Below are 22,788 nucleotides of genomic sequence, written 5' to 3'. Positions count from 1 at the left end.
TAGAAAAGAATCGTGTTGGCTCTGACTAGAACCCGCTGTATCGTCACGGTCATGCTCGATGACAAGCAGATCGGCCAGAACCTCGCCCGCATGCGTGGGGAGATGAGCCAGAAGGACCTGGCGGACGCGATGCGTGAGATCGGTTTCAAGTGGTCGCAAGCGACGGTGTGGAGCGTCGAGAAGGGCGAGCGCCCACTACGGCTCACTGAGGCCGAAGCAATCGCGAGAGCTCTGGGAACCGGCACATGGAAGCTCACAGCCGTTGAGCCCGAGTCTGTCGCGATGCTGTGGGGTCACCAGGCGCGCCTGGCGAGCGACGCACTGAAGGAGGCGATACGCGTCTACGACGACGTGCGGCTTCAGTTGGCCTTGGCTCTCGATGCAGTTCCGCCGACTGACCAGACGAACCGCACCGCCGGACTTGGTGAGAGCTGGATCGAGCCAGGCGCGAAAGATGTTGTCGATGAGGTGCATCAAGAGGAACCCGAGGCGGCATCCGCCGGCGCCGACGACACACCAAGTCAACGACTCTCAGGGCCGTGGCTCGAGCGTTGGAGCGCCAATTCCACGTGGCACGAGGTGACAGGCAATGGCGAGCATCCGGCAGCGCCCTAATGGCTCGTGGCGCGCCCGCTACCGCGACGCCGCGGGCAAGGAACACGCGCGCCACTTCCCGCTGAAGCGCGACGCGCAGCGCTGGCTCGACGAGCAGACGGCCGCGATCGTCACGGGGCAGTACGCGGATCCCGCCGCAGGCCGCATCACCTGGTCGAAGTGGGTCGAGATGTGGCGCGGGCGCCAGATGTGGACCGATGGCACGCACGAGGCCGCGAAGACGGCGTGCAAGTCGGTGCCGTGGGGCGATCGACCGATCAAGGCGATTCGCGCGAGCGACGTGCAATCGTGGGTCGCGGCCGAGCGGAAGCGCGGCCTCGCGGCGTCGACGATCAAGACCCGCCTCAACTACGTGTCGATGGCGCTCGGCGCGGCCGTCGCCGACAAGCGCATCCCCACGAACCCTGCCGCAGGGGTCTCTGCGCCCCGTCAGCGCCGCACCGAGGCGTCGATGCGCCTACTCGATGCCGAGCAGCTGCGCGCCGCTCTCGCGGCCGCTGACGGCTTCCGGCCGTATGTCGCGCTCTGCGCGTTCGCAGGGCTCCGGCTTGGCGAGGCCGCCGGCCTCCGCGTGCGCGATATCGACTTCCTGCGGCGCACGATCCGCGTCGAACAGCAGGTGCAGGGCTCGACGCTCAAGACCGCGAAGCTCGTGCCGCCGAAGTACGGCGAAGAACGCACCATCTACGTGCCCGACGAGCTCCTCCGGCTCCTGTCCGCGCACCTCGCCGAGAACGGCGGGCAGGGCGACGACCTCGTCGTCGTCGACCCGCTCGGCCGCATGTTCAACCGGAACACGGCCGGGGGAGAGTGGCGACGGATCCGCGCGGCCGCGAAGCTCCCCGACGAGATCACGCTGCACGCGCTCCGACACACGTTCGCGTCGAACCTCATCGCCGCCGGCTGCGACGTCGTGACCGTGCAGCGCGCGCTCGGCCACTCGCAACCGTCGATCACGCTCGACACGTACTCGCACCTCTGGCCGTCCGCCGAGGACCGCACGCGCGCCGCGACCGCGGACTTCGCGCGCGAGATCCTCGATTCTGCGGACTCTGCGCGGACTGGAACATGAAAACCCCAGGTCGGGGGCGTTCGCTACCGGTAGTTCTGGAACTGCAGCGCGAGGTCGAGGTCCTTGCCCTTGAGGAGCGCGATCACGGTCTGGAGGTCGTCGCGGCTCTTCGAGCTGACGCGGATCTCCTCGCCCTGGATCTGGCTCTTCACGCCCTTCGGGCCCTCGTCGCGGATGATCTTGCCGATCTTCTTCGCCATGTCCTGGGCGATGCCCTCTTTCAGGGTCGTGACGATCTTGACCTGCTTGCCGCTTTCGAACGGGTCGCCGCTGTCGAGGCTCTTGAGCGAGATCCCGCGCTTGATCATCTTCGACTGGAGGACGTCGAGCGCCGCCGTCGCGTGATCCTTGCTGTTCGCGACGATGAGGATCTGCTCGCCCGACCACGACACGTCGGTGTCGGTGCCGCGGAAGTCGTAGCGCTGACTGACCTCCTTGCGTGCCTGGTTGAGGGCGTTGTCCGCCTCCTGGCGGTCGATCTCACTGACGATGTCGAAACTGCTGTCGGCCATGCCGAGATCCTACGTCGTCTCCGCCTCTAAACTGGCGGGATCATGCAGGAGCTCACCGCCGAGGCCATTCGCGCGTCGTTCGTCAACGCCGAGGAGCGCGATCTCGAGCTCCTCGACATCCCGCTCGACCACATGCTGATCGACTGGTTCCCCCTCGATTTCCTCGGCTGGAGGGATGCGTCGACGCGCAGCCGCTGCTATGTCGTCGTCGAGCTCGACGGCGTCGCGACCGGGCTCGTGCTGCGCGCGGCGCAGTCGACCGCGCGTGCGCACAACGGCATCTGCAACATCTGCCGCACGATGCAGCCCGGCAATCAGGTGACGATGATGAGCGCGCGCAAGGGCGGCGAGGCGGGCCGCCGCGGGGAGAGCATCGGCACGTACATGTGCGCCGATCTGTCGTGCCACAGCAACGTGCGCCTCGCGCATCCGCTGGCTCCGGGGGAGTTCCGCGCGAGCGTCGACTTCCGCATCGACAGCACGGCTCGCCGCATGCGCGACTTCGTGCGCCGGGTCCGCGACGCGGAGTGATCCTTGCGCGGTGGGTCGGCTGTCGCCGGTAGCCTGGGAGGGTGACCGACTCGCCGCGCATGAACGTCGAATCCTTCAATCTCGACCACACCCTGGTGGCCGCGCCGTACCTGCGGCTCGCCGACCGCAAGCAGCTGCCTGCCGGAGACGTCATCGTCAAGTACGACGTGCGCTTCACGCAGCCGAACGTCGATCACCTGGACATGCCGGTGATCCACTCGCTCGAGCACCTCTTCGCCGAGAAGAGCCGCAATCATTCCTCCCGGGTGGTCGACTTCTCGCCGATGGGCTGCCAGACCGGCTTCTACCTGATCCTGCAGGGCGAGCACACGGTCGACGAGGTGGCCGATCTCGTCCAGCAGACCCTGCTCGACGTCGCGAATGCGACGGAGGTTCCCGCCGCCAACGAGACGCAGTGCGGCTGGGGCGCCAACCACACGCTCGACGGTGCGCAGCAGGCGGCCCGCGACTTCCTCACGAAGCGCGGCGAATGGCTGATGGTGTTCGCCGACGGATCCGTCGAGGGCTGAGGCGTGACGGCGATCATCATCCAGGTCGCGATGGAGGAAGAGGCGCAGCCCTTCCTCGATGCGGCCCGCGAGGTCAGCGACCCGATCCCGGTCGGAAACGCCGTGCATCGAGGCATCGTGCTCGGCGACGCCACGGTGGTGCTCGTGCGCTCGGGCATCGGGATGGTCAACGCGGCGGCCGCGGCCGCCGCCGCGATCCTCCGCTACGGACCCGAGGGCGTCGTCCTCGTGAGCGCCGGATCCGCGGGGGGACTCGCCGCCGAGGTGAACGTGGGCGATGTCGTCGTCGGCTCGCAGACGGTCAACGTCGAGGCCGACGCGCGGGCGTTCGGATATGCCCTCGGCCAGGTGCCGGGGATGCCGGAGACGTTCGACGCCGACGTCGAGCTGAGCACGGCGCTCGCCGCCGTCGACGTGCCGGGTGTGCCCGTGCGCCTCGGCGCAATGGGCGCGGGCGACAAGTTCGTGACCGCCGACCTCGCCCGCCGCCTCCGCAAGGACTTCCCGCCGCTGCTGACGGTCGACATGGAGACCGCCGCCGTCGCGCACACGGCTCACAACCACGGGGCGCGCTTCGCGGTCGCCCGCGGCGTGAGCGATCTCTGCGCGCCGACGGCCGATCAGTTCGAGACGCACGTCGACGACGCCGCCGCGCGCTCGGCCCGCGTCGTCATCGACGCCCTCGCGCGCCTCACCTCATAATGGCCGGCCAGCCCGCGCATCGGATCCGCCTCGACATCGCGTACGACGGATCCAGCTTCAAGGGATGGGCGAGGCAGCCGGGAGATCTGCGCACGGTGCAGGGCACGCTCGAGGATGCGCTGGCGCGGGTGATCCGCAGCGGCGTGCGGCTCGTCGTCGCCGGGCGTACCGATGCGGGCGTGCACGCGAGTGGACAGGTCGCCCATCTCGACCTCGACGAGGAGCAGTGGGAGCGTGCGACGCAGGCGCGGCGCGGCGGACCAGCCCCCGCGGATCCCGCGACCGAGCTCGCGCGGCGCGTCCAGGGCGTGCTGCGGCCGTACTCCGACGTCGCGGTCCTGCGCACGGCGACGGCGCCGGCCGGCTTCGACGCCCGGTTCTCGGCGACGTGGCGTCGGTACGCGTATCGCCTCGCCGACGAGGTCGCCGGGTACGACCCGCTGCGCCGTCGCGACACGACGTCCGTGCGCGCGACGCTCGACGCGGAGGCGATGGACGAGGCCGCGCGCAGCCTCATCGGCCTGCACGACTTCGCGGCGTACTGCAAGCCGCGCCCGGAGGCGACGACGATCCGCACGCTCCTCGAATTCGGGTGGCGCCGCGATGATCGCGGTGTGCTCGTCGCGAACGTCAAGGCCGACGCGTTCTGCCACTCGATGGTGCGCGCCCTCGTCGGCGCCTGCGTCGCGGTCGGCGGGGGCCGGCTCGAGATCGCCGACGTCGCCCGCCTGCGCGACGAGCTCGACCGCACAAGCGCCTTCGCCGTGCTCGACGCGCGCGGCCTCACGCTCACCGAGGTGGGCTATCCGGCCGACGAGCAGCTCGCCGCGCGCGCCGAGCAGACGCGCAGTCGGCGCGACCCGAACGAGGTCACAGGATCCGCATAGGACCCCGCTATCGGGGCACCAGTGCACGGCTCTAGTGTGAGGAGCACGATGCGAATTCTCTCCTACAACCTGCGCAAGCACGCCGCGGCCGCCGAGCTCCACGCGCTCGTCGAGCGCTGGGAGCCGAATGTGGTCTGCCTGCAGGAGGCGAAGGTCGAGGACCTTCCGACGCGGGTCGAGGGGCTGCGCCTCGCGGCGGCGACCGATCGCAACCGGCTGGGCCTCGCCCTGTACTACCGCGAGAACACGTACCGGTTCGTCGACTCCGTCTCGCTCGGGCTCAAGAAGTCGCTGCATGACATCGTGCTGAAGCCCGCGCATGAGCGCCTGCTCGGCGTGCAGCTCCACGACATCGACGCGGGGCGCGAGGTCACCATGGCCTCGTTCCATGCGGCACCGCTCACGGCGCTCAATTCGCTGCGCCGCACCCAGATCAAGGCGGCGCTGCAGGCGCTCGAGCAGCTCGGCCCCGGCACGCCCACGCTCATGGTCGGCGACTACAACTATCCCGTGTTCAAGGAGCGCCTCGGCGACCGGATCCGCGAACACGGCTACGACATGACCCTCAGCAGCTCACGCACCTACACGCGGTACCGCTTCTTCAAGGGCCACTACGACTTCGTGACCTCGCGCGGCCTGTCGATCGGCGACGTCGCGACCCTGCCGCAGGGATCCAGCGACCACCTGCCGATCCTCGTCGACGCCGAGTACCGCCGCGACGCGCGCTGAGCTCAGCCGCGCACCGGCAGCGTCGGGATGAGCGCGTCGAGCTTCTCGGCGGTGTCCTCCCAGCCCGTCACGGCGACGCACGCGACGCCCATGTCGAGAACGGGGCGGTCGTTGCCGCCGACGTCGAGGCGGTCGCCGTAGAACACCATGTCGTCGAGGGAGATGCCCGTCTGGTCGACGAGCTGGTTCATGCCGTAGGCCTTGTCGATGCCCTTGCGGGTGACGTCGATCGACGTGGATCCGCCCGAGCGCACCTCGAGGTCGGGGACGCGCGCGGCGACGGCGTCGCGCAGGACCGACTTCTTCTCGTTCGCGGGGTCCCATACCTTCTTCGCGTCGACCGGAGCCGACTGACCGAGGGCGGAGAAGGTGATCTGGGATCCGCGGTCCTCGAGGATCGGGCCCCAGGTCTCGGACTCCCAGAAGCCGAGGCGCTGCGCCTCCTCCTCGATCGCCGTGAGCGCCCGCTGCTTCTCGTCGTCCGTGAGGTCGCGCGAATAGAGCGCGCGGAAGTCGGAGCCGTCGTGCCGGTAGTACTGCGTGCCACACGTCGGCAGCAGGTGAACGTGCGCGAGCGCGTCGCGTGCGTCGGGCAGGCGGTCGACCAGCTGGGCACGGAACTGCGCGATCTGACCTCCCGAGATCACGGCGACCTCGACGCGGCGGGCGAGATCGACCAGCTGCTGCGCGACGCGCGGGTCGACGGGCGATTTCGACGGGGCGAGGGTGTCGTCGAGATCGAACGCGACGACGAGCGGGGAGGAGGCGGTCATAAGACCATCCTGCCGGATCCGGCGAGTCGACTCGTGTCGGATTCCCAGGCTGACGGGGCGGATCCGGTCGCGCCGACGCGCCCGATCGGGTATCCTCGATCTTTGGTGCGCGCACGTGTGTGCACCGCGAACGTGAGCCCTCCACCGGCTGTGTTGGCCAGGCATCGTCTGACAACCGCCCCGGAGTGGGATTCACGAACACCTCCGTTCGACAAGAAAGCAGCACTATCGTGACGCGCACTTACACCCCGAAGGCCGGTGACGCTCAGCGCGAATGGCTCGTGATCGACGCCACCGACGTCGTTCTCGGACGCCTCGCCTCGCACGCCGCAGCCATTCTCCGCGGAAAGCACAAGACCACCTTCGCTCCCCACGTCGACATGGGCGACTTCGTCGTCATCGTCAACGCCGGCAAGGTCGCCCTCACCGGCAAGAAGGCGCAGCAGAAGCGCGCCTACCGTCACTCGGGCTTCCCGGGCGGCCTCAAGTCGGTCAACTACGAAGAGCTCCTCGAGACCAACCCGGTTCGCGCCGTCGAGAAGGCCATCCGCGGCATGCTCCCCAAGAACTCGCTGGGTCGCCAGCAGCTGTCGAAGCTCAAGGTGTACGCAGGTGCCGAGCACCCGCACGCCGCTCAGCAGCCCCAGACGTACACCCTCGACCAGGTCGCCCAGTAAGCGCCGCGGCGAAAAGGATCCAACTCGTGACTGAAGACATTCAGAACTACACCACCGAGACCGCGGTCGAGACCGAGGTCGCCCCCGAGCGTCCCGTCGTGAGCGTGCCCGGTGCCGCTGTCGGCCGCCGCAAGCAGGCCATCGCGCGTGCGCGCCTGGTGCCCGGCTCGGGCAGCTTCACGGTCAACGGCCGTCCGCTCGAGGAGTACTTCCCGAACAAGCTGCACCAGCAGCTCATCACCGACCCGTTCACGCTGCTCAGCCTCTCGGGCGCGTACGACGTGATCGCGCGCATCAGCGGTGGCGGCCCCTCGGGCCAGGCCGGCGCGCTCCGCCTCGCGATCGCTCGCTCGCTCAACGAGATCGACCGCGAGAACAACCGTCCTGCCCTCAAGAAGGCCGGATTCCTCACGCGCGACGCTCGCGTCATCGAGCGCAAGAAGGCCGGTCTCAAGAAGGCCCGCAAGGCGTCGCAGTTCTCGAAGCGCTGATCGAGGCCTGATGCCTCTCTTCGGCACGGATGGCGTTCGAGGGCTCGCCAACGGCACCCTCACCGCCGACCTTGCTCTGTCCCTGGCCCAGGCGACTGCCGTCGTCCTGGGCCAGGGGCGTTCCGCCGAGGCGCGTCGCGCCGAGGGCCGCCGAGCGAAGGCGGTCATCGCGCGCGATCCGCGCATCTCGGGGGACTTCCTCGGAGCGGCGGTCGCGGCGGGACTCGCATCGAGCGGCGTCGACGTCTACGACGCGGGAATGATCCCGACGCCCGCTCTGGCGTTCCTCGTGAACGACTTCGACGCCGATTTCGGCGTCATGATCTCGGCGTCGCACAATCCCGCACCGGACAACGGGATCAAGATCTTCGCGCACGGCGGCATCAAGCTGCCCGACGTCGTCGAGGAGCGCATCGAGAAGTACCTCGAGGAGCCGAAGCTGCTGCCGACCGGCGGCGACGTCGGCCGCATCGCGCGCTTCGCCGACGCGGAGGATCGCTACCTCCTGCACCTGCTCGGCACGCTGCCCGCGAGACTCGATGGCCTCCACGTCGTCATCGACTGCGCGCACGGCGCGGCCTCCGGCGTCTCGCCTCAGCTCTTCGCCGATGCCGGCGCGCAGGTGACCGTCATCGGCGCCGACCCGGACGGCCTCAACATCAACGAGGGCGTCGGCTCCACGCACCTCGAGGTCCTGCAGCAGGCCGTGCTCCAGCACGGTGCCGACGTCGGCATCGCCCACGATGGCGACGCCGACCGCTGCCTCGCCGTCGACGCCGACGGCAACGCCCTCGACGGCGATCAGATCATGGCGATCCTCGCCGCCTCCCTCCACGAACGAGGGCTGCTCGCCGAAGACACGCTCGTCGTGACGGTCATGAGCAACCTCGGTCTCAAGATCGCGATGGAGGAGCGCGGGATCCACGTCGTCGAGACGTCGGTCGGAGACCGCTACGTCCTCGAGGTCATGAACCGCGACGGCTTCTCGCTGGGAGGCGAGCAGTCGGGTCACGTCATTCTGCGCGATCACGCCACGACGGGAGACGGCCTGCTCGCGGGCCTGCAGATCGTCGGCGAGATGGCGCGCACGGGGAAGAGCCTCGCCGAGCTCTCTTCGATCATGCGGGTGTACCCGCAGACGCTCATCAACGTGACGGGCGTCGACAAGACGCGCGTCGCCGCCGACGAGGTCGTGCAGGCCGAGGTCGCCGCCGTCGCGGCCGAGCTGGGCGATTCGGGACGCGTGCTGCTGCGCCCGTCCGGCACCGAGCTCCTCGTGCGGGTCATGGTCGAGGCCGCTGACGAACAGACGGCGCTGGCCGCGGCCGAGCGTCTCGCTCAGGTCGTGCGCGAGCGCCTCTCGCTCGACTGAGCGCGCCCGGCGGGGCTGGCTACCAGCCCATGTCCTCGATGTAGCGCAGGAGCACACCCTCACGGAGCGCCCACGGGCTGACCTCGAGCTCCTCGATGTCGAGCGCCTTCATCGCCTCGTGCAGCACGACCGCGCCCGCGGTGATCTGGAACGTGCGGTCGGCGGTGATGCCCGGCAGCTCCTGGCGCGCCGACGCCGGGATCCGCGCGAGCACCGGGATCCACGCGCCGAGCGCCGCCCGCGGCAGCATCCAGCGCTCGATCCCCGACCAGCCGGGGCGCTTGTACCCGGCGAGGCGGGCGAGCGATCGGATCGTCTTCGAGGATCCGACGACGTGGTCGGGGCGGGGGAGACGCGAGAACCGGGCCGCCAGCGGGGCGAGCACCTCCTCCGCGTGGAACGCGAGCCGCTCGACGTCCGCGTCGCCGGGCGGGTCGTCGGGCAGATAGCCGATCGTCATGCGCCCCGCGCCGAGCTGGACCGACTCGGCGAGCTGCGGGAGCTCCTCCGAGCCGCCGGCGACCTCGAGGGATCCGCCGCCGATGTCGAACAGCAGGATCTGACCGGCTGACCAGCCGAACCAGCGGCGCACGGCGAGGAACGTGAAGCGCGCCTCGTCGGATCCGCCGAGGACCTGCAGGCTCTGGCCCAGCGTCTCCTCGATCTGCGCGATCACCTCCGGTCCGTTCACCGCCTCGCGCACGGCCGACGTCGCGGTCGCGAGGAGCTCGACGACGCCCTCCTTCGCGGCCACCTTCTTCGCCTTGCGCACGGCCTTCAGGAGCGCTTTGACGCCGTCTTTCGAGATGGCGCCGTCGTCATCGAGGTAGCGCATGAGGCGCAGGGTGCTCTTCTCGCTCGTGGCGGCGAGCGGCCGGCCCCCCGGCTGCGCATTGGCGACGAGCAGGTGGACGGTGTTCGATCCGATGTCGAGGACCCCGAGACGCATGCGCATCACACTAGGGCACGCCGGCCGACCTGCCCGCCCCGAATCGAGGTGCACGCCGCGCGATCGGTATGATGGCGCGGATGACGCCCGCCAGCAGCTCTCTGCAGCTCTCTCTGTACCGCGATATCCCCCGTGCAGAGTGGGCACGTCTGGCCAAGGGCATGGACCAGCCGCTCACCGAGAGCGAGATCGTGCAGATCCGAGGCATCGGCGATCGACTCGATGTCGACGAGGTGCGCGACGTGTACCTCCCCATCAGCCGCCTCCTCAGCGCATGGGCGCGCGGCACGCGCCAGATCGGCGGCGAGGTCGGCGAGTTCCTCGGCGAGGATCAGCCGCGGATCCCGTTCGTCGTCGGCGTCGCCGGATCCGTCGCGGTGGGCAAGTCGACCGTCGCGCGTCTGCTCCGCGAGCTGATGGCGCGGTGGAGCGACACCCCGCGCGTCGAGCTCGTGACGACCGACGGGTTCCTGTACCCGAACGCCGAGCTCGAGCGTCGAGGGATCATGAGCCGCAAGGGGTTCCCCGAGTCGTACGATCGCCGCGGCCTCGTCGACTTCGTCACGCGCGTGAAGTCGGGCGAGCCCGAGGTGCGCGCGCCGTTCTACTCGCACATGAAGTACGACATCATGGCCGACGCGTCGGTCGTCGTGCGCCAGCCCGACGTCCTCATCGTCGAGGGACTCAACGTGCTGCAGCCGCCGCCTGCGCCCAACGACATCGCGGTGAGCGATTTGTTCGACTTCTCGATCTTCGTCGATGCCGACACCGCCCACATCGAGCAGTGGTTCATCAGCCGCTTCCTCGCGCTGCGTGCGGGGGCGTTCTCGAACCCGGCGTCCTACTTCAACGTGTTCCAGCACCTGTCCGACGACGAAGCGATCGACACCGCTCGCGGTATCTGGAACGAGATCAACCTGCCCAACCTCACCGAGAACGTCGAGCCGACGAAGCATCGCGGCACGCTCGTGCTGCGCAAGAGCGCCGACCACACGGTCGAGAGCGTTCTCCTCCGCAAGATCTGAGCTCCGGTGCGCGGCGGGTCCGCGCCGCTGGCGAGTTTGTCAGGCCCGCGCGCCTACGATGAAACGCATGTGCGGAATCGTCGGATACGTCGGTCCTCGGGAGAGCCAGGACATCCTCATCGCGGGCCTCGCCCGACTCGAGTACCGCGGGTACGACTCCGCGGGGATCGCCGTGATCGGCGGCGACGGGTCGCTCGGCATGCGCAAGAAGTCCGGCAAGCTCGCGCGCCTGCGCGAAGCGCTGGAGGACAGCCCGCTCGCGGCGGGCACGACCGGCATCGGCCACACGCGATGGGCGACGCACGGCGGGCCGACGGACGCGAACGCGCACCCGCATCTCGCCGACGACGATCGTCTCGCCGTCATCCACAACGGCATCATCGAGAACTTCTCCGAGCTGCGCGCCGAGCTCGAAGCCGGCGGCGCGACGTTCCGCAGCGAGACCGACACCGAGGTCGCGGCGGCGCTCATCGCTCGCGAGTACCGGGCATCGGGCGGCGACCTGGAGGCGGCGTTCCGCGCGGTCGTGGGCCGGCTGGAGGGCGCGTTCACGCTGCTCGCGATGCATGAGGACCACCCGGGGCTCGTGGTCGGCGCGCGTCGCAACTCGCCCCTCGTGATCGGACTGGGCAAGGGAGAGAACTTCCTCGGATCCGACGTCGCCGCCTTCGTCGAGCACACGCGTCAGGCGCTCGCAGTCGGCCAGGACGAGATCGTCTCGATCACTCCCGACTCCGTCACCATCACCGACTTCCACGGCAACCCGGCCGAGGCGACGCCGTTCGAGGTGTCGTGGGACGCCGCGGCCGCCGACAAGGGCGGCTGGTCGAGCTTCATGGCGAAGGAAGTCTCCGAAGAGCCGGAGGCGGTCGCCAACACCGTGCGCGGGCGGATCCGCGACGGTCAGATCGTGATCCCCGAGCTCGAGGGCCTCGACAGCCTCTTCACCGGCATCGAGCGCGTCGTCATCCTCGCGTGCGGCACGGCCTACTACTCGGGCCTCGTCGGCAAGTACGCGATCGAGCGGTGGGCTCGGGTCCCGGTCGACGTCGAGCTGGCGCACGAGTTCCGCTACCGCGACCCGATCGTCGGATCCTCGACGCTCGTCGTCTCGATCAGCCAGTCCGGCGAGACGATGGACACGCTCATGGCCGTTAAGGAGGCCGCGCGCCTCGGGGCGAAGACCCTGTCGATCTGCAACACGCAGGGGGCGACGATCCCGCGCGAGTCCGACGCGATCGTCTACACGCACGCGGGCCCCGAGGTCGCCGTCGCCTCGACGAAGGCCTTCGTCGCGCAGATCACGGCGCTCTACCTGCTGGCGCTGCACATGGGGCACGTCCGCGGAGCCCTGCCGGCGGATGTCGCGGCCGAGAGCATCGAAGAGCTCGAGACGCTGCCGGAGAAGATCCGGTGGATCCTCGAGAACGAGCAGGATCGTGTCGAGCAGCTCGCGCACTGGATGGCCGACACGCGATCCGTCCTCTTCCTCGGACGCCACGTGGGCTTCCCGATCGCGCTCGAGGGCGCGCTGAAGCTCAAGGAGATCTCGTACATCCACGCGGAGGGCTTCGCCGCGGGCGAGCTCAAGCACGGCCCGATCGCGCTCATCGAGCCGGGCCAGCCGGTGTTCGTCGTCGTGCCGTCGCCGCGCGGGGCCGCGACGATGCATGCGAAGGTCATCTCGAGCATCGAGGAGATCCGCGCGCGTGGCGCTCGCGTCATCGCGATCGCCGAGCAGGGCGACTCCGCCGTGCTCCCGAAGGCCGACGAAGTGCTGCGTATCCCTCTCGCGAGCCCGCTGTTCGAGCCGATCCTCGCGGTCGTGCCCCTGCACATCTTCGCGATGGGCCTCGCGACGGCGAAGGGCCTCGACGTCGACCAGCCGCGCAATCTCGCGAAGTCCGTCACGGTCGAGTGATGGCGCGCGCAGGGGATCCGTCGTGATCGTCGGCATCGGCGTCGACATGGTCGACGTCGAGCGGTTCGAGGGGCAGATCACGCGCTCGCCGCAGCTCATGGAGCGCCTGTTCACGGCTCACGAGCGCGCGCTTCCCCTGCGTTCGCTCGCGGCGCGCTACGCGGCGAAGGAGGCGCTCATCAAGGCGCTCGGCGGATCCGACGGTGTGCGCTGGCAGGAGATCGAGGTGCCGCGCCTCGGCGAGCGGCAGGCGCCGGCCTATGTCGTGACGGGTGAGACGGCCCGCACGCTCGATGCCCGGGGCGTCACGCGCCCGCACCTCTCGCTGTCGCACGATGGCGGGCTGGCGCTCGCCTATGTGGTCCTGGAGGACGACGGATGAGCGGGTCCTTCCCGACGGGAGTGATGCGCGAGGCGCTCATCGACCGCGGCGCGATCGAGCACAACGTGCGCCAGCTGCGTGCGGTCGCGAAGACGCGCGAGTTCATCGCCGTCGTGAAGGCGGACGGCTACGGCCACGGCGCGCTGACGGCGGCGCGCGGTGCGATCGCCGGAGGCGCGACGCGACTCGGCGTCGCCGACGTCTCGGAGGCGCTGGCGCTCCGTGACGCGGGTGTCGATCATCCGCTCCTCGCGTGGCTGCACGCGCCCGACGCCGACTTCGCGCCGGCGCTGGCCCGCGACGTCGAGCTCGGCGTCTCGAGCGTCGCCGAGCTGCAGCGGATCGCGGCGCAGGCGGGGGAGCGGCCCGCCGTCGTCCACCTCAAGTTCGAGACCGGGCTCGGGCGCAACGGCATCGCGCAGAGCGACTGGCACGTCGCGCTTGCGGAAGCCGCGCGTCTCGAGGCAGAGGGGCGCGTGCGGGTCGACGGGCTCTTCAGCCATGTCTCCGGCACGAGCCGCGAGGACGACCTCGCGCAGGTGCGTCTGTTCGAGGACGCGATCGCGGCGGCGGCGGCGGCGGGGCTGGATCCGTCTGTCCGGCACCTCGCCGCGACGGCCGCGACGATCGACCTGCCGGAGGCGCGCTTCGACGGCGTGCGCGTGGGCGTCGGCGTCTACGGGCTCTCGCCGTTCGAGGATCGCTCGTCGGCCGCTCTCGGCCTGCGCCCCGCGATGACGCTCCGGGCGCCCGTCGTGGCCGTGCGCCGTGTGCGCGCGGGCCACGGCGCCTCCTACGGCTATGAGCATCGCGCAGAACGCGACACGACGTTCGTGCTCGTCCCGCTCGGCTACGCCGACGGCGTGCCGCGCCAGGCGTCGAACAGGGGGCCCCTGCGGATCCGCGGTCGCCGCTTCCAGGTCGCGGGCCGCGTGGCCATGGACCAGTTCGTCGTCGACGTCGGCGACGTCGACGTCGCGGTCGGCGACCAGGTCGTGCTCTTCGGCGACCCACTGCGCGGAGCTCCGACGGCCACCGACTGGGCGGACGCCGCCGGCACGATCAACTATGAGATCGTCACGCGCATCGGCGCGCGCGTCCGCCGCTCCGTCGTCGAGTGAGCATGCGCACGGCGACCAGCCGAGAGAATGGATCCATGATCCCCGACGACATCCTGGGCACGCGCGACGTCGCGACATCGGCTGAGATGGAGGCTCTGGGGCGCCGCATCGGCGCGCAGCTCGTCGCCGGCGACGTCCTCGTCCTCACGGGTCCGCTCGGCGCGGGCAAGACGACCCTGACGCGCGGCATCGCCGAGGGCCTCGGCGTGCGCGGCCCCGTGCAGAGCCCGACGTTCGTGATCGCCCGCACGCATCCGTCCCTCACCGGCGGTGCCCCCCTCGTGCACGCCGACGCCTACCGTCTCGGCGACGCCTCGGAGCTCGAGGACCTCGACCTCGACCTGGACGGATCCGTCACGATCGTCGAGTGGGGTCGGGGCGCGATCGAATCCGTCGCCGACGAGTGGTGGGACATCGAGATCGCTCGCCCGACCGGCGACGCCGAGGAAGATCCGGAGAACCTGGATCTCGACGCGCCTCGCACCGTTGTCGTAACGAAATGCACGCTCAGGGATACCTGAGTCCCGCGAGAATACGCTGTTACCGATGATTCTCAGTGTGGACACCTCCCTCGCCTCGTCCGTCGCCGTCGTCGACCCGGCGACGGGAGACGTGCGGGCGCAGGCCGACAGCGAGGGCACGCGCGGGCACGCCGAGGTGATCGGCGCGCTCATCGAACGCGCGCTGGAGCAGTCCGCACTGACGCCGCGCGACATCACGTATGTCGCGGCGGGCATGGGCCCCGGTCCGTTCACGGGGCTGCGCATCGGCATCGCGGCGGCGCGCGCCTTCGCGATCGGACGCGGGATCCCGGTGATCCCGGTCGTCAGCCACGATGCGCCGGCCCTCGAGCGGCTGAGCGCCGCCCCCGGCGCCTCCGTCGAGATCATCACCGACGCGCGTCGCCGCGAGCACGCCGTCTCGACCTACGCCGGACTCGACGACGCTGGGCTCCCTGTGCGCGTCACCGGTCCCGACCTCCGCGCGCAGGGCGAGGGGGAGACTCTGGAGGCCCGCATCTCGGCCGGATCGCTGGGCCGGGTCGCCGCGCGGCAGCTTGCGGCAGAGCGCGTCGTCGATGTCGGCGAGCCGCTGTACCTTCGGGCCCCGGACGTGCGGCTTCCCGCGCCGCGGAAGCGGGTGAGCACATGACCATCCGTCGCGCCGTCGCCCGCGACCTCGACGCGATCATGCGCATCGAGCGGGCGTCGTTCCCGTCCGATGCGTGGAGCGACGAGATGATGCGCGCCGAGCTCGAGAGCGCGCACGGCCGCTACGTCGTCCTCGAGCAGACCGGACGCGTCGTGGGGTACGCGGGTCTCCGGCACCTCGCCGGCGGACGGGACGCCGACGTGCAGACGATCGCCCTCTCGGAGGAGGCGCGCGGACGCGGACAGGGGCGTGCGCTCCTGCGCGAGCTGCTCGATGAAGCGGCGGGTCGACGCGCGCGCGAGGTGTTCCTCGAGGTGCGCGAGGACAACCCGGTCGCGATCGCCCTGTACGCCTCCGAGGGCTTCGCCGAGCTCGGGCGGCGCCCGCGCTACTACCAGCCCGACGACGTCGACGCGATCGTCATGCGTCTCGATCTCGCGGCGTGGCGCGCCGCGCAGACCCCGGACCCCGCTGACGCAGGAGCGTGCGCATGAACCGCGATGAGCCTCTCGTGCTGGGCATCGAGACGAGCTGCGACGAGACCGGCATCGGGATCGTGCGCGGCCGCACGCTGCTGAGCAACACGATCGCGAGCAGCATGGACGAGCACGCCCGCTTCGGCGGCGTCGTCCCCGAGGTCGCGGCGCGCGCGCACCTCGAAGCGCTGCAGCCCGCGATCGAGGCGGCGACGGCCGAGGCGGGCGTCGCGCTCAGCGACCTCGACGCCGTGGCCGTCACGAGCGGGCCGGGCCTCGCGGGCGCGCTCATGGTGGGCGTCGGCGCGGCCAAGGCGCTCGCGCTCTCGCTCGAGCGACCGCTGTACGCCGTCAACCATCTCGTCGGCCACATCGCCGCCGACGTCGTCACGCCCGATTCCGAGCCCCTCGAGCATCCGACGATCGCGCTGCTCGTCTCGGGAGGGCACACGTCGCTCCTGCAGGTGCGCGACCTCACGACAGACGTCGAGCTCCTCGGCGAGACGGTCGACGACGCCGCGGGCGAGGCCTTCGACAAGGTGGCGCGGATCCTCGGGCTCCCGTACCCCGGCGGCCCGCAGATCGACCGCGCGGCGGAGGGAGGGGATCCCACCGCGATCCGCTTCCCGCGCGGCCTCTCGCGCGCGAGCGATCTCGAGAGGCATCGCTGGGACTTCTCGTTCTCGGGTCTCAAGACCTCCGTCGCCCGGTGGGTCGAGCAGCGCGAGAGCTCCGGGGGAGAGATCCCGCTCGCCGATGTCGCCGCGAGCTTCCGCGAGGCCGTCGTCGACGTGCTCGTGACGAAGGCGCTCGACGCGTGCGCCGAGCGGGGCGTGCCGCGCCTGCTGCTGGGCGGCGGCGTCATCGCCAATCGGCGCCTGCGCGAGGTCGCTCTCGAGCGCGCCGCCGCGCAGGGAGTGACGGTGCGGATCCCGCCGCTCAGCCTCTGCACCGACAACGGCGCCATGATCGCGGCGCTCGCCTCGCAGCTGATCATGAGCGGGCGCGAGCCGTCGACGCTCGCCTTCGGCGCCGACTCGACGCTTCCCGTCACCCAGATCCAGGTGGCCGAACGGGAGACCGTGACGACATGACGTCGACGCGTGAGAACCCGGCGGTCTCCGATGAGGAGGCCGGCGGTCGCGCGCATGGAGGACAGCCGACCGAGGAGCAGAAGCTCCTGCACGCGGCCGCGTCCGGCCCGATGTCGGTGGTCGCCTCTGACACGTTCGGGTGGATCGACCCCGAGGTCGCCCATCGTCCGCTCACCCGACGCGACCTGCGGCCCCACATCACGCACCTCGGCCTCGTCGCCGTGACGCTGTCTGCCATCGGGCTCATCGTGTCGTGGTTCGGGCCGTGGGGCTTCGCCCCCGGCTTCATCGGTCTCGTGCTCGGCGTCATCGCGCTCTTCCGCAAGAGCGAGAGGCGCCGCTGGTGCTGGTCGAGCATCGTGCTCGGCGCCGTCTCGATCCTCTTCAGCGCGTACTGGCTCACGTGGATCCTGCCGCGCTTCGCGATGCTGGAGGCTCTCACCCCGTGACGCGGAACGGGCCCCGATCCGACTGGATCGGGGCCCGTTCACGGGTGAGGGCTCAGCCCTCGTACGGTGCGTAGGTGTTGTCGGCGCCGTACTCGTAGATGTTGATGAATCCCTCGGTCGGGTCGCCGACGTCGTCGAAGGTGACGGGGCTCGAGACGCCGTCGTAGTCGGCGATGCCGCCGCCGAGGATGATGTCGGCGCAGTCGGCGAAGGACTCGCACTTCTCGCCCTCGCCGGATCCGCCCGAGACCTCCTGGAGGTACTTGGCGATCTCGGGGCCCTCGGTCGACTGGGCGCGCAGGGCGGCCAGGGCGATGAGGTTCGTCGCGTCGTAGGACTCGGGGCCGTACGTGAAGTCCTTGAGCTTGTCGCGGCCGTCCTCTTCCACGAACGCCTCGAGGTCGTCGACCCACTGCTGCACCTGCTCGGGCGTCGGGCCCGGGTACGTGCCCTTGGCTCCCTCGAGGGTGCCCTCGGGGAAGTCGGCCGAGTAGTCGGCGAGGTTGCCGTCGACGAAGTACATCTGGTCGGCGGTCACGCCCTCGTCGACGAGGTTCGGGACGATCGTCTTGGCCTGGTCGAAGGTCAGCACGACGATCGCGTCGGGATCTTCTGCGAGCACTTCGGAGACCTGCGACGTGAACGTCGTGTCGCCCGGGTTGAACGTCGTGTTCGCGACGACCTCGCCGCCCGCGGCCTCGAAGGACTCGGTGACGTACTTCGCGAGTCCGGTGCCGTAGGCGTCGTTGAGAACGATCATGCCGAGCGTCTGGTGGCCCTCGCTGGCGATGAAGTTGCCGAGGACCTCGCCCTGCAGCACGTCGCTGGGCGCCGTGCGGAAGTAGAGACCGTTGTCGTCTGCGGTGGTGAACGCGTCGGACGTGTTGGCCGGCGAGAACTGGATGACGTCGGCGCCCACGACCTGATCGAGGAACTGCAGGGACACGCCGGACGATGCGGCGCCGACGATGGCCGAGACGTCTTCGCCGAGAAGGCGAGGGATCTCGGTCTCGAATGCGCGATTGACGAGGTCGCCGGAGTCGCCCCACACGACGTCGAGGTCGAGGCCCGTCTCGCCGGTGTAGTCGTTGATCAGCTTCTGTGCGTAGGCCACGCCGGCTTCCTCGGGCGGGCCGAGGAACGCGAGGTCGCCCGTCTGGGGGAGCGCCGTTCCGACCTTGAGGGAGACGTCGCCGAACTCGGTCGTGGGCTCGAGGGCCGCCGTCTCCTCCGATGTCGTCTCTTCTGGGTCCGCGGCGTCGTCTGATCCGGAGTCGCTTGAGCATCCGGCGAGGGCGAGCGCGGCGACGCCGGTGAAGGCGGCGGCGCCGAGGAGCGTGCGGGATCGAACCATCATGGTTCCGTCCTTTCATGTGGTCCGCGGGTCGGGTGTGTCAGCTGTGCTACCGCGGTCCCCGCGACGTTATCCCGGGCGTGTTTCCAGCATGTTTTCAGACTCGCCGTAATTTGCCATGTTGTTAGTCAAGTGTTACGTGCAGGGCGCCCGCGGCGTCGGGTGCGCTCGGCCCCGGCGACATCGACCATGAGCACGGCGCACGCGACCCAGATGAGCCCGAAGCCGATCCACCGCTCGGGAGGCATCTCCTCGCCGAGCAGGAACGCCCCCGTGATGAACTGCAGAATCGGCGCGGCGAACTGGAGCAGACCGACCGTGGTCAGCGACACGCGACGCGACGCCGATGCGAACAGGAGCAGCGGAACCGCCGTCACGAGACCCGCGAGTCCGAGGAGCAGCGCGTGCGTCGCGCCGTGCTGACCGAATGTGATCCCCGTCGTCGTGCCGACGATGACGAGCTGCACCGCGGCGATCGGGGTGAGCCAGGCGGATTCGAGCGTCAGTCCGCTCACGGCGTCGACGCGCGCGCCGAGGTGCTGCTTCTTCACGAGCCCGTACGTCGCGAACGACGCGGCGAGGATCAGCGAGATCCACGGCACGGATCCGTAGAACACGATGATCACCACGACCGCGAGCGCCGCGATCCCGACCGCCGTCCACTGCAGGGGGCGCATGCGCTCGCCGAGAACGAGCACCGCGAGCAGGACGGTCGCGATGGGGTTGATGAAGTAGCCGAGGCTCGCCTCGAGCACGCGATCGTTCAGGGCGGCGAGAAGGAACGCCTGCCAGTTGATGTAGATGAGGACGCCCGCGACGGCGCTCCAGAGCGCCAGGCGCGGTGACCGGAGGACCACGAGCAGTCGGCGCCACCCGCGGGTGGCCGTGAGGAGGATGGCGCAGACGACGAGCGAGAGGAGCACGCGCCACGAGAGCGTCTCCCAGGCGCCCGTCGGCGCGAGCAGGACGAAGTACAGGGGGAGGAATCCCCACAGCACATACGCGCCGAGCCCGTACGCGACGCCCGACATCTGCTGCCGGGTGTGCGGCGCGGGGATCGGGCGTGCGGGGATCTCGGTGGTCACCGACTCAGACTAGGCCTCCCGAGCGCGGGAATCGGGCGCGGCGACCGCCGAGGAGGGGCGGAATCCTGTCAGTCGTCGGCGCCCATCTCGATGCGCGTGCGTGAGAGATCCTGCGGGCGCTGCGTGCCGAGGAAGGCGACGAGCTGCTCGCGGACGTCGCAGCGCAGCACCCAGATGTCGTCTCCGTTGGCCGCAGTCATGGTCGCGCGGAGCTGGACTGTGCCGCCCGTCGCATCGGAGACGATGAGGCCCCAGCTGCGGCGATCCCACTCGGGGGCGGCGTCGAGGATGCGCTCGAGTTCGGCGCGCACGGCCGGGACGTCGACCGTGTAGTCGGCCTCCACGAAGACGGTGCCGGTGACGGCGGTCTGGTTGCGCGTCCAGTTCGTGTAGGGCGTCGTCGTGAAGTACGTCGAGGGCAGGACGTGGCGCCGGTCGTCCCAGATCTGCACGACGACGTAGGTGAGAGTGATCTCCTCGACCGTGCCGAACTCGTCGTCGACCTCGACCGTGTCGCCGACCTTCAGCGCGTTGGAGAAGGCGAGCTGCATGCCGGCGATCACATTGCCGAGCGTGGTCTGGGCGGCCATACCGGCGACGATCGAGGCGAGACCCGCGGAGGCGAGGAGCGAGGCCCCGAACGTGCGGGCGCCGGGGATGGTGAGCAGCATCGCCGCGACCGTGAGGATGGCCACCAGGGCGATCACGAGGCGGCGGATCATCCTGATCTGCGTGCGGCGGCGGCGCACCGTGAACTCGTCGGCGTTCGACTCGTCCTGCTTCTGCATGGCCCCATCGACGAGGAACATCAGGATCTTCGCGATGATCCAGCCGACGATCCCGATGATCGCGAGCGTGAAGCCGTAGTCGAACGCGCCGCGGAGGTGCGCGAAGTCCTCGGGGAAGAACGGGGGGATCGTCGCCTTCCACCCGACGGTCGTCACGATCCAGAACACGGGCTTCGGGAAGCGCGCCGCGAGCTCTGTGAAGACCTGGTGGTGGCGCCCCAGGCGGGTCATGCTCGTCCGGAAGATCCAGGAGATGACGAACCCGAGGACGACCGCGCTCACGGCCGCGACGGCGACCGCGAGCCAGGCGGTCCACATGTGCGTCGACACGGTCTCGGCGATCTCGGTGACGTCGTCTTGGATCTCAGAGGTCATGCTTCCCAGGGTAGGGAACAAGGTGCGGACGCAGAGAACCCCGGATGCGATGCATCCGGGGTTCTCAGGGAGTTGCGCAGATCAGCGCTCGACGACCGCGAGGACGTCGCGTGCCGACAGCACGAGGAACTCGTCTGCGCCGAACTTGACCTCGGTTCCGCCGTACTTGCTGTACAGAACGACGTCGCCGACGGTCACGTCGAGCGGGATGCGGTTGCCGTTGTCGTCGATGCGACCCGGCCCGACCGCCACGACCTCGCCCTCCTGGGGCTTCTCCTTGGCGGTGTCGGGGATGACGAGACCGCTCGCCGTGGTCTGCTCAGCCTCGACCTGCTTGATGACGATGCGGTCTTCGAGCGGCTTGATGGAAACCGACACGGTGTACCTCTGCTTTCCTGTCCTGACAGAAGACGTAAGGTTCGCACTCTCAACCCGAGAGTGCTAATCGTCAGTCTAGGGCGGCGATTGGCACTCGTGCAACGTGAGTGCCAACGGATTTCTCCTGCCTACGCTGGACGCATGGATCACGCCGAGCTCGACGCCCTGCTCACGCCCGAGGCCATGGAGCTGCTCGAATCGCTCGACCCGGTCACGACGGCCGCCGACGTGGCGCGGGCGGTGACCAGACTCCGTCGCGACGGGCACGACCCCGACCGCGTGTCGGCCGTCGTCGGGCAGGTGCGGCTGCGCCAGCGCGCCGAGACGAAGTTCGGATCCTTCTCGCACCGCATGCTCTTCACGCGGGCGGGTCTCGAGCAGGCGACCCGCATGTCCGTGTCGGCGCACCACGCGGGCCGCTTCGCGCACGCGGAGATGAGGCTCGTCGCCGACCTCGGCTGCGGCATCGGCGGGGACTCCCTCGCCCTCGCGTCTCTCGGTCTCGGGGTGCGGGCCGTCGACGTCGACGAGGTCACGGCGGCGCTCGCGGCCTACAATCTCTCGCCGTTCCGATCCGGCGGAGCGGTCGTCGACGTGCGCCACGGACGTGCCGAGGGCGCCGATCTGACGGGCGTCGACGCCGTCTGGCTCGACCCCGCGCGGCGCACGTCCGGGCACAGCGAGACGCGCCGCGTCTCGGCCGACGACTACTCGCCATCGCTCGACTGGGCGTTCGACCTCGCGCGGCGCCTGCCCGCGGGCATCAAGCTCGGCCCCGCCCACGACCGCGACCTCATCCCCGCCGATGTCGAGGCGCAGTGGATCGGCGTGGACGGCTCGACCGTCGAGCTCGTGCTGTGGTCGGGTTCGCTCGCGCGAGAAGGTGTGCGACGCGCCGCCCTCGTGATCCGAGGAGACCGCGTCCACGAGCTCACGGCTCCGGGCGACGCCGACGACGAGCCGGTGCGGGAGCTCGGATCGTTCGTGCACGAACCCGAAGGTGCCGTCATCCGCGCGCGCCTCGTCGGCGAAGTCGCGCGGGCGCTCGCGGCAGGGCCGGTCGCCGAGGGCATCGCGTATCTGACGGGCGACGCGGAGCTCACGAGCCCGTTCGTGCAGACGTTCCGTGTGCGCGAAACGCTTCCCACGGACCCCAAAGCGCTGGGAAAGGCTCTGCGAGAGCGGGGCATCGGCACTCTCGAGATCAAGAAGCGCGGCGTCGACATCGATCCCGCGATGCTCCGCAAGAAGCTGAAGCTGCAGGGCGACGGATCCGCGACGCTCATCGTCACGCGGATCGAGGGGCGCCGCGTGGCGATCCTCGCCGATCGCGTGCGCGCTGTCTGAG

At 69.9% G+C, this 22,788-nt stretch carries 27 protein-coding genes; 20 read left to right on the top strand and 7 right to left on the bottom strand.

Annotated elements, in window-relative coordinates; genetic code table 11:
* Nucleotides 1-51: 51 nt before the first annotated feature.
* Both KOL93_RS14210 and KOL93_RS14205 read left to right on the top strand, forming a co-directional pair.
* The gene (locus KOL93_RS14210) at nucleotides 52-615 is read left to right on the top strand and encodes a helix-turn-helix transcriptional regulator (RefSeq protein ID WP_221586056.1); all 564 of its coding nucleotides are present in this window, start codon (nucleotides 52-54) and stop codon (nucleotides 613-615) included.
* On the top strand, nucleotides 590-1,687 hold the full coding sequence (locus tag KOL93_RS14205) for a tyrosine-type recombinase/integrase (RefSeq protein ID WP_221586055.1): 1,098 nt from the start codon (nucleotides 590-592) through the stop codon (nucleotides 1,685-1,687). The genes KOL93_RS14210 and KOL93_RS14205 overlap by 26 nt, the downstream gene beginning before the upstream one ends.
* Before the next feature lie 23 nt (nucleotides 1,688-1,710).
* On the opposite strand, the gene KOL93_RS14200 is transcribed toward KOL93_RS14205, so the two are convergent.
* Complete coding sequence (locus KOL93_RS14200; protein WP_221586054.1) at nucleotides 1,711-2,199, bottom strand: YajQ family cyclic di-GMP-binding protein; 489 nt, start codon at nucleotides 2,197-2,199, stop codon at nucleotides 1,711-1,713.
* 42 nt (nucleotides 2,200-2,241) lie between these two features.
* Between KOL93_RS14200 and KOL93_RS14195 the strand changes: the two genes are divergently transcribed.
* The 5 genes from KOL93_RS14195 to KOL93_RS14175 are packed head-to-tail and all read left to right on the top strand — an operon-like array spanning nucleotide 2,242 to nucleotide 5,578.
* Nucleotides 2,242-2,730 carry an FBP domain-containing protein gene (locus KOL93_RS14195; RefSeq protein ID WP_221586053.1) on the top strand — a complete coding sequence of 163 codons (489 nt, stop codon included), beginning with the start codon at nucleotides 2,242-2,244 and terminating at the stop codon, nucleotides 2,728-2,730.
* A gap of 59 nt (nucleotides 2,731-2,789) precedes the next feature.
* Entirely contained in the window at nucleotides 2,790-3,260 is a 471-nt protein-coding gene (locus KOL93_RS14190) for an S-ribosylhomocysteine lyase (protein ID WP_221586253.1), read from the top strand.
* Nucleotides 3,261-3,263: 3 nt separating this feature from the next.
* Nucleotides 3,264-3,962 (top strand): 5'-methylthioadenosine/S-adenosylhomocysteine nucleosidase, encoded by a 699-nt coding sequence (gene mtnN, locus KOL93_RS14185; protein WP_221586052.1) that lies wholly within the window; start codon nucleotides 3,264-3,266, stop codon nucleotides 3,960-3,962.
* On the top strand, nucleotides 3,962-4,849 hold the full coding sequence (truA, locus tag KOL93_RS14180; protein WP_221586051.1) for a tRNA pseudouridine(38-40) synthase TruA: 888 nt from the start codon (nucleotides 3,962-3,964) through the stop codon (nucleotides 4,847-4,849). The genes mtnN and truA overlap by 1 nt, the downstream gene beginning before the upstream one ends.
* Nucleotides 4,850-4,897: 48 nt before the next feature.
* Entirely contained in the window at nucleotides 4,898-5,578 is a 681-nt protein-coding gene (locus KOL93_RS14175) for an endonuclease/exonuclease/phosphatase family protein (RefSeq protein WP_221586050.1), read from the top strand.
* A gap of 2 nt (nucleotides 5,579-5,580) precedes the next feature.
* On the opposite strand, the gene KOL93_RS14170 is transcribed toward KOL93_RS14175, so the two are convergent.
* Nucleotides 5,581-6,351 carry an HAD-IIB family hydrolase gene (locus KOL93_RS14170; protein ID WP_221586049.1) on the bottom strand — a complete coding sequence of 257 codons (771 nt, stop codon included), beginning with the start codon at nucleotides 6,349-6,351 and terminating at the stop codon, nucleotides 5,581-5,583.
* 230 nt (nucleotides 6,352-6,581) lie between these two features.
* Between KOL93_RS14170 and rplM the strand changes: the two genes are divergently transcribed.
* From rplM to glmM, 3 genes are read left to right on the top strand one after another with little or no spacing between them, the layout of a single operon-like run.
* On the top strand, nucleotides 6,582-7,028 hold the full coding sequence (rplM, locus tag KOL93_RS14165) for a 50S ribosomal protein L13 (protein ID WP_221586048.1): 447 nt from the start codon (nucleotides 6,582-6,584) through the stop codon (nucleotides 7,026-7,028).
* A 26-nt stretch (nucleotides 7,029-7,054) separates the two neighbouring features.
* Nucleotides 7,055-7,519, top strand: a complete 465-nt coding sequence (gene rpsI, locus KOL93_RS14160; RefSeq protein ID WP_374107122.1) for a 30S ribosomal protein S9 — start codon at nucleotides 7,055-7,057, stop codon at nucleotides 7,517-7,519.
* Nucleotides 7,520-7,529: 10 nt separating this feature from the next.
* The gene (gene glmM / locus KOL93_RS14155) at nucleotides 7,530-8,891 is read left to right on the top strand and encodes a phosphoglucosamine mutase (RefSeq protein ID WP_221586047.1); all 1,362 of its coding nucleotides are present in this window, start codon (nucleotides 7,530-7,532) and stop codon (nucleotides 8,889-8,891) included.
* A gap of 19 nt (nucleotides 8,892-8,910) precedes the next feature.
* Here glmM and KOL93_RS14150 read toward each other — a convergent pair whose 3' ends face one another.
* Nucleotides 8,911-9,840, bottom strand: a complete 930-nt coding sequence (locus KOL93_RS14150; protein WP_221586046.1) for a Ppx/GppA phosphatase family protein — start codon at nucleotides 9,838-9,840, stop codon at nucleotides 8,911-8,913.
* Nucleotides 9,841-9,911: 71 nt separating this feature from the next.
* On the opposite strand from KOL93_RS14150, the gene coaA reads away from it, so the two are divergent.
* The 9 genes from coaA to KOL93_RS14105 all read left to right on the top strand — a co-directional run bounded on the left by coaA (nucleotide 9,912) and on the right by KOL93_RS14105 (nucleotide 17,460).
* Complete coding sequence (gene coaA / locus KOL93_RS14145) at nucleotides 9,912-10,865, top strand: type I pantothenate kinase (protein ID WP_221586045.1); 954 nt, start codon at nucleotides 9,912-9,914, stop codon at nucleotides 10,863-10,865.
* A 67-nt stretch (nucleotides 10,866-10,932) separates the two neighbouring features.
* Nucleotides 10,933-12,786: a glutamine--fructose-6-phosphate transaminase (isomerizing) gene (gene glmS, locus KOL93_RS14140; protein ID WP_221586044.1), complete on the top strand. Its 1,854-nt coding sequence runs from the start codon at nucleotides 10,933-10,935 to the stop codon at nucleotides 12,784-12,786.
* Nucleotides 12,787-12,808: 22 nt separating this feature from the next.
* Entirely contained in the window at nucleotides 12,809-13,168 is a 360-nt protein-coding gene (locus tag KOL93_RS14135; RefSeq protein ID WP_221586043.1) for a holo-ACP synthase, read from the top strand.
* Entirely contained in the window at nucleotides 13,165-14,289 is a 1,125-nt protein-coding gene (alr, locus tag KOL93_RS14130; RefSeq protein ID WP_221586042.1) for an alanine racemase, read from the top strand. Before KOL93_RS14135 ends, alr begins: the two co-directional genes overlap by 4 nt.
* 35 nt (nucleotides 14,290-14,324) lie before the next feature.
* Nucleotides 14,325-14,810, top strand: coding sequence for a tRNA (adenosine(37)-N6)-threonylcarbamoyltransferase complex ATPase subunit type 1 TsaE (gene tsaE / locus KOL93_RS14125; RefSeq protein ID WP_221586041.1), 486 nt, complete (start codon nucleotides 14,325-14,327; stop codon nucleotides 14,808-14,810).
* A 25-nt stretch (nucleotides 14,811-14,835) separates the two neighbouring features.
* Nucleotides 14,836-15,441 carry a tRNA (adenosine(37)-N6)-threonylcarbamoyltransferase complex dimerization subunit type 1 TsaB gene (gene tsaB, locus KOL93_RS14120; protein WP_221586040.1) on the top strand — a complete coding sequence of 202 codons (606 nt, stop codon included), beginning with the start codon at nucleotides 14,836-14,838 and terminating at the stop codon, nucleotides 15,439-15,441.
* Entirely contained in the window at nucleotides 15,438-15,935 is a 498-nt protein-coding gene (gene rimI, locus KOL93_RS14115) for a ribosomal protein S18-alanine N-acetyltransferase (protein WP_221586039.1), read from the top strand. The genes tsaB and rimI overlap by 4 nt, the downstream gene beginning before the upstream one ends.
* The gene (gene tsaD, locus KOL93_RS14110; RefSeq protein WP_221586038.1) at nucleotides 15,932-17,011 is read left to right on the top strand and encodes a tRNA (adenosine(37)-N6)-threonylcarbamoyltransferase complex transferase subunit TsaD; all 1,080 of its coding nucleotides are present in this window, start codon (nucleotides 15,932-15,934) and stop codon (nucleotides 17,009-17,011) included. The genes rimI and tsaD overlap by 4 nt, the downstream gene beginning before the upstream one ends.
* Nucleotides 17,008-17,460, top strand: a complete 453-nt coding sequence (locus tag KOL93_RS14105; protein ID WP_221586037.1) for a hypothetical protein — start codon at nucleotides 17,008-17,010, stop codon at nucleotides 17,458-17,460. The genes tsaD and KOL93_RS14105 overlap by 4 nt, the downstream gene beginning before the upstream one ends.
* 52 nt (nucleotides 17,461-17,512) lie before the next feature.
* Here KOL93_RS14105 and KOL93_RS14100 read toward each other — a convergent pair whose 3' ends face one another.
* From KOL93_RS14100 to groES, 4 genes are all read right to left on the bottom strand, one after another.
* Nucleotides 17,513-18,817, bottom strand: a complete 1,305-nt coding sequence (locus tag KOL93_RS14100; protein ID WP_260406602.1) for an ABC transporter substrate-binding protein — start codon at nucleotides 18,815-18,817, stop codon at nucleotides 17,513-17,515.
* Nucleotides 18,818-18,942: 125 nt separating this feature from the next.
* On the bottom strand, nucleotides 18,943-19,845 hold the full coding sequence (rarD, locus tag KOL93_RS14095; protein WP_221586250.1) for an EamA family transporter RarD: 903 nt from the start codon (nucleotides 19,843-19,845) through the stop codon (nucleotides 18,943-18,945).
* Nucleotides 19,846-19,967: 122 nt separating this feature from the next.
* On the bottom strand, nucleotides 19,968-21,062 hold the full coding sequence (locus tag KOL93_RS14090; RefSeq protein ID WP_221586036.1) for a mechanosensitive ion channel family protein: 1,095 nt from the start codon (nucleotides 21,060-21,062) through the stop codon (nucleotides 19,968-19,970).
* 81 nt (nucleotides 21,063-21,143) lie between these two features.
* Nucleotides 21,144-21,440, bottom strand: a complete 297-nt coding sequence (groES, locus tag KOL93_RS14085) for a co-chaperone GroES (RefSeq protein WP_221586035.1) — start codon at nucleotides 21,438-21,440, stop codon at nucleotides 21,144-21,146.
* 141 nt (nucleotides 21,441-21,581) lie between these two features.
* Here groES and KOL93_RS14080 point away from each other — a divergent pair, with 141 nt between their 5' ends.
* Nucleotides 21,582-22,787, top strand: a complete 1,206-nt coding sequence (locus tag KOL93_RS14080; RefSeq protein WP_221586034.1) for a class I SAM-dependent methyltransferase — start codon at nucleotides 21,582-21,584, stop codon at nucleotides 22,785-22,787.
* Nucleotide 22,788 lies beyond the last annotated feature (1 nt).

It is taken from the genome of Microbacterium salitolerans (assembly GCF_019720895.1).
GTDB lineage: Bacteria > Actinomycetota > Actinomycetes > Actinomycetales > Microbacteriaceae > Microbacterium.
Note: the sequence above shows the minus strand (reverse complement) of the source record. Positions and strands in the feature narration are given on the sequence as shown.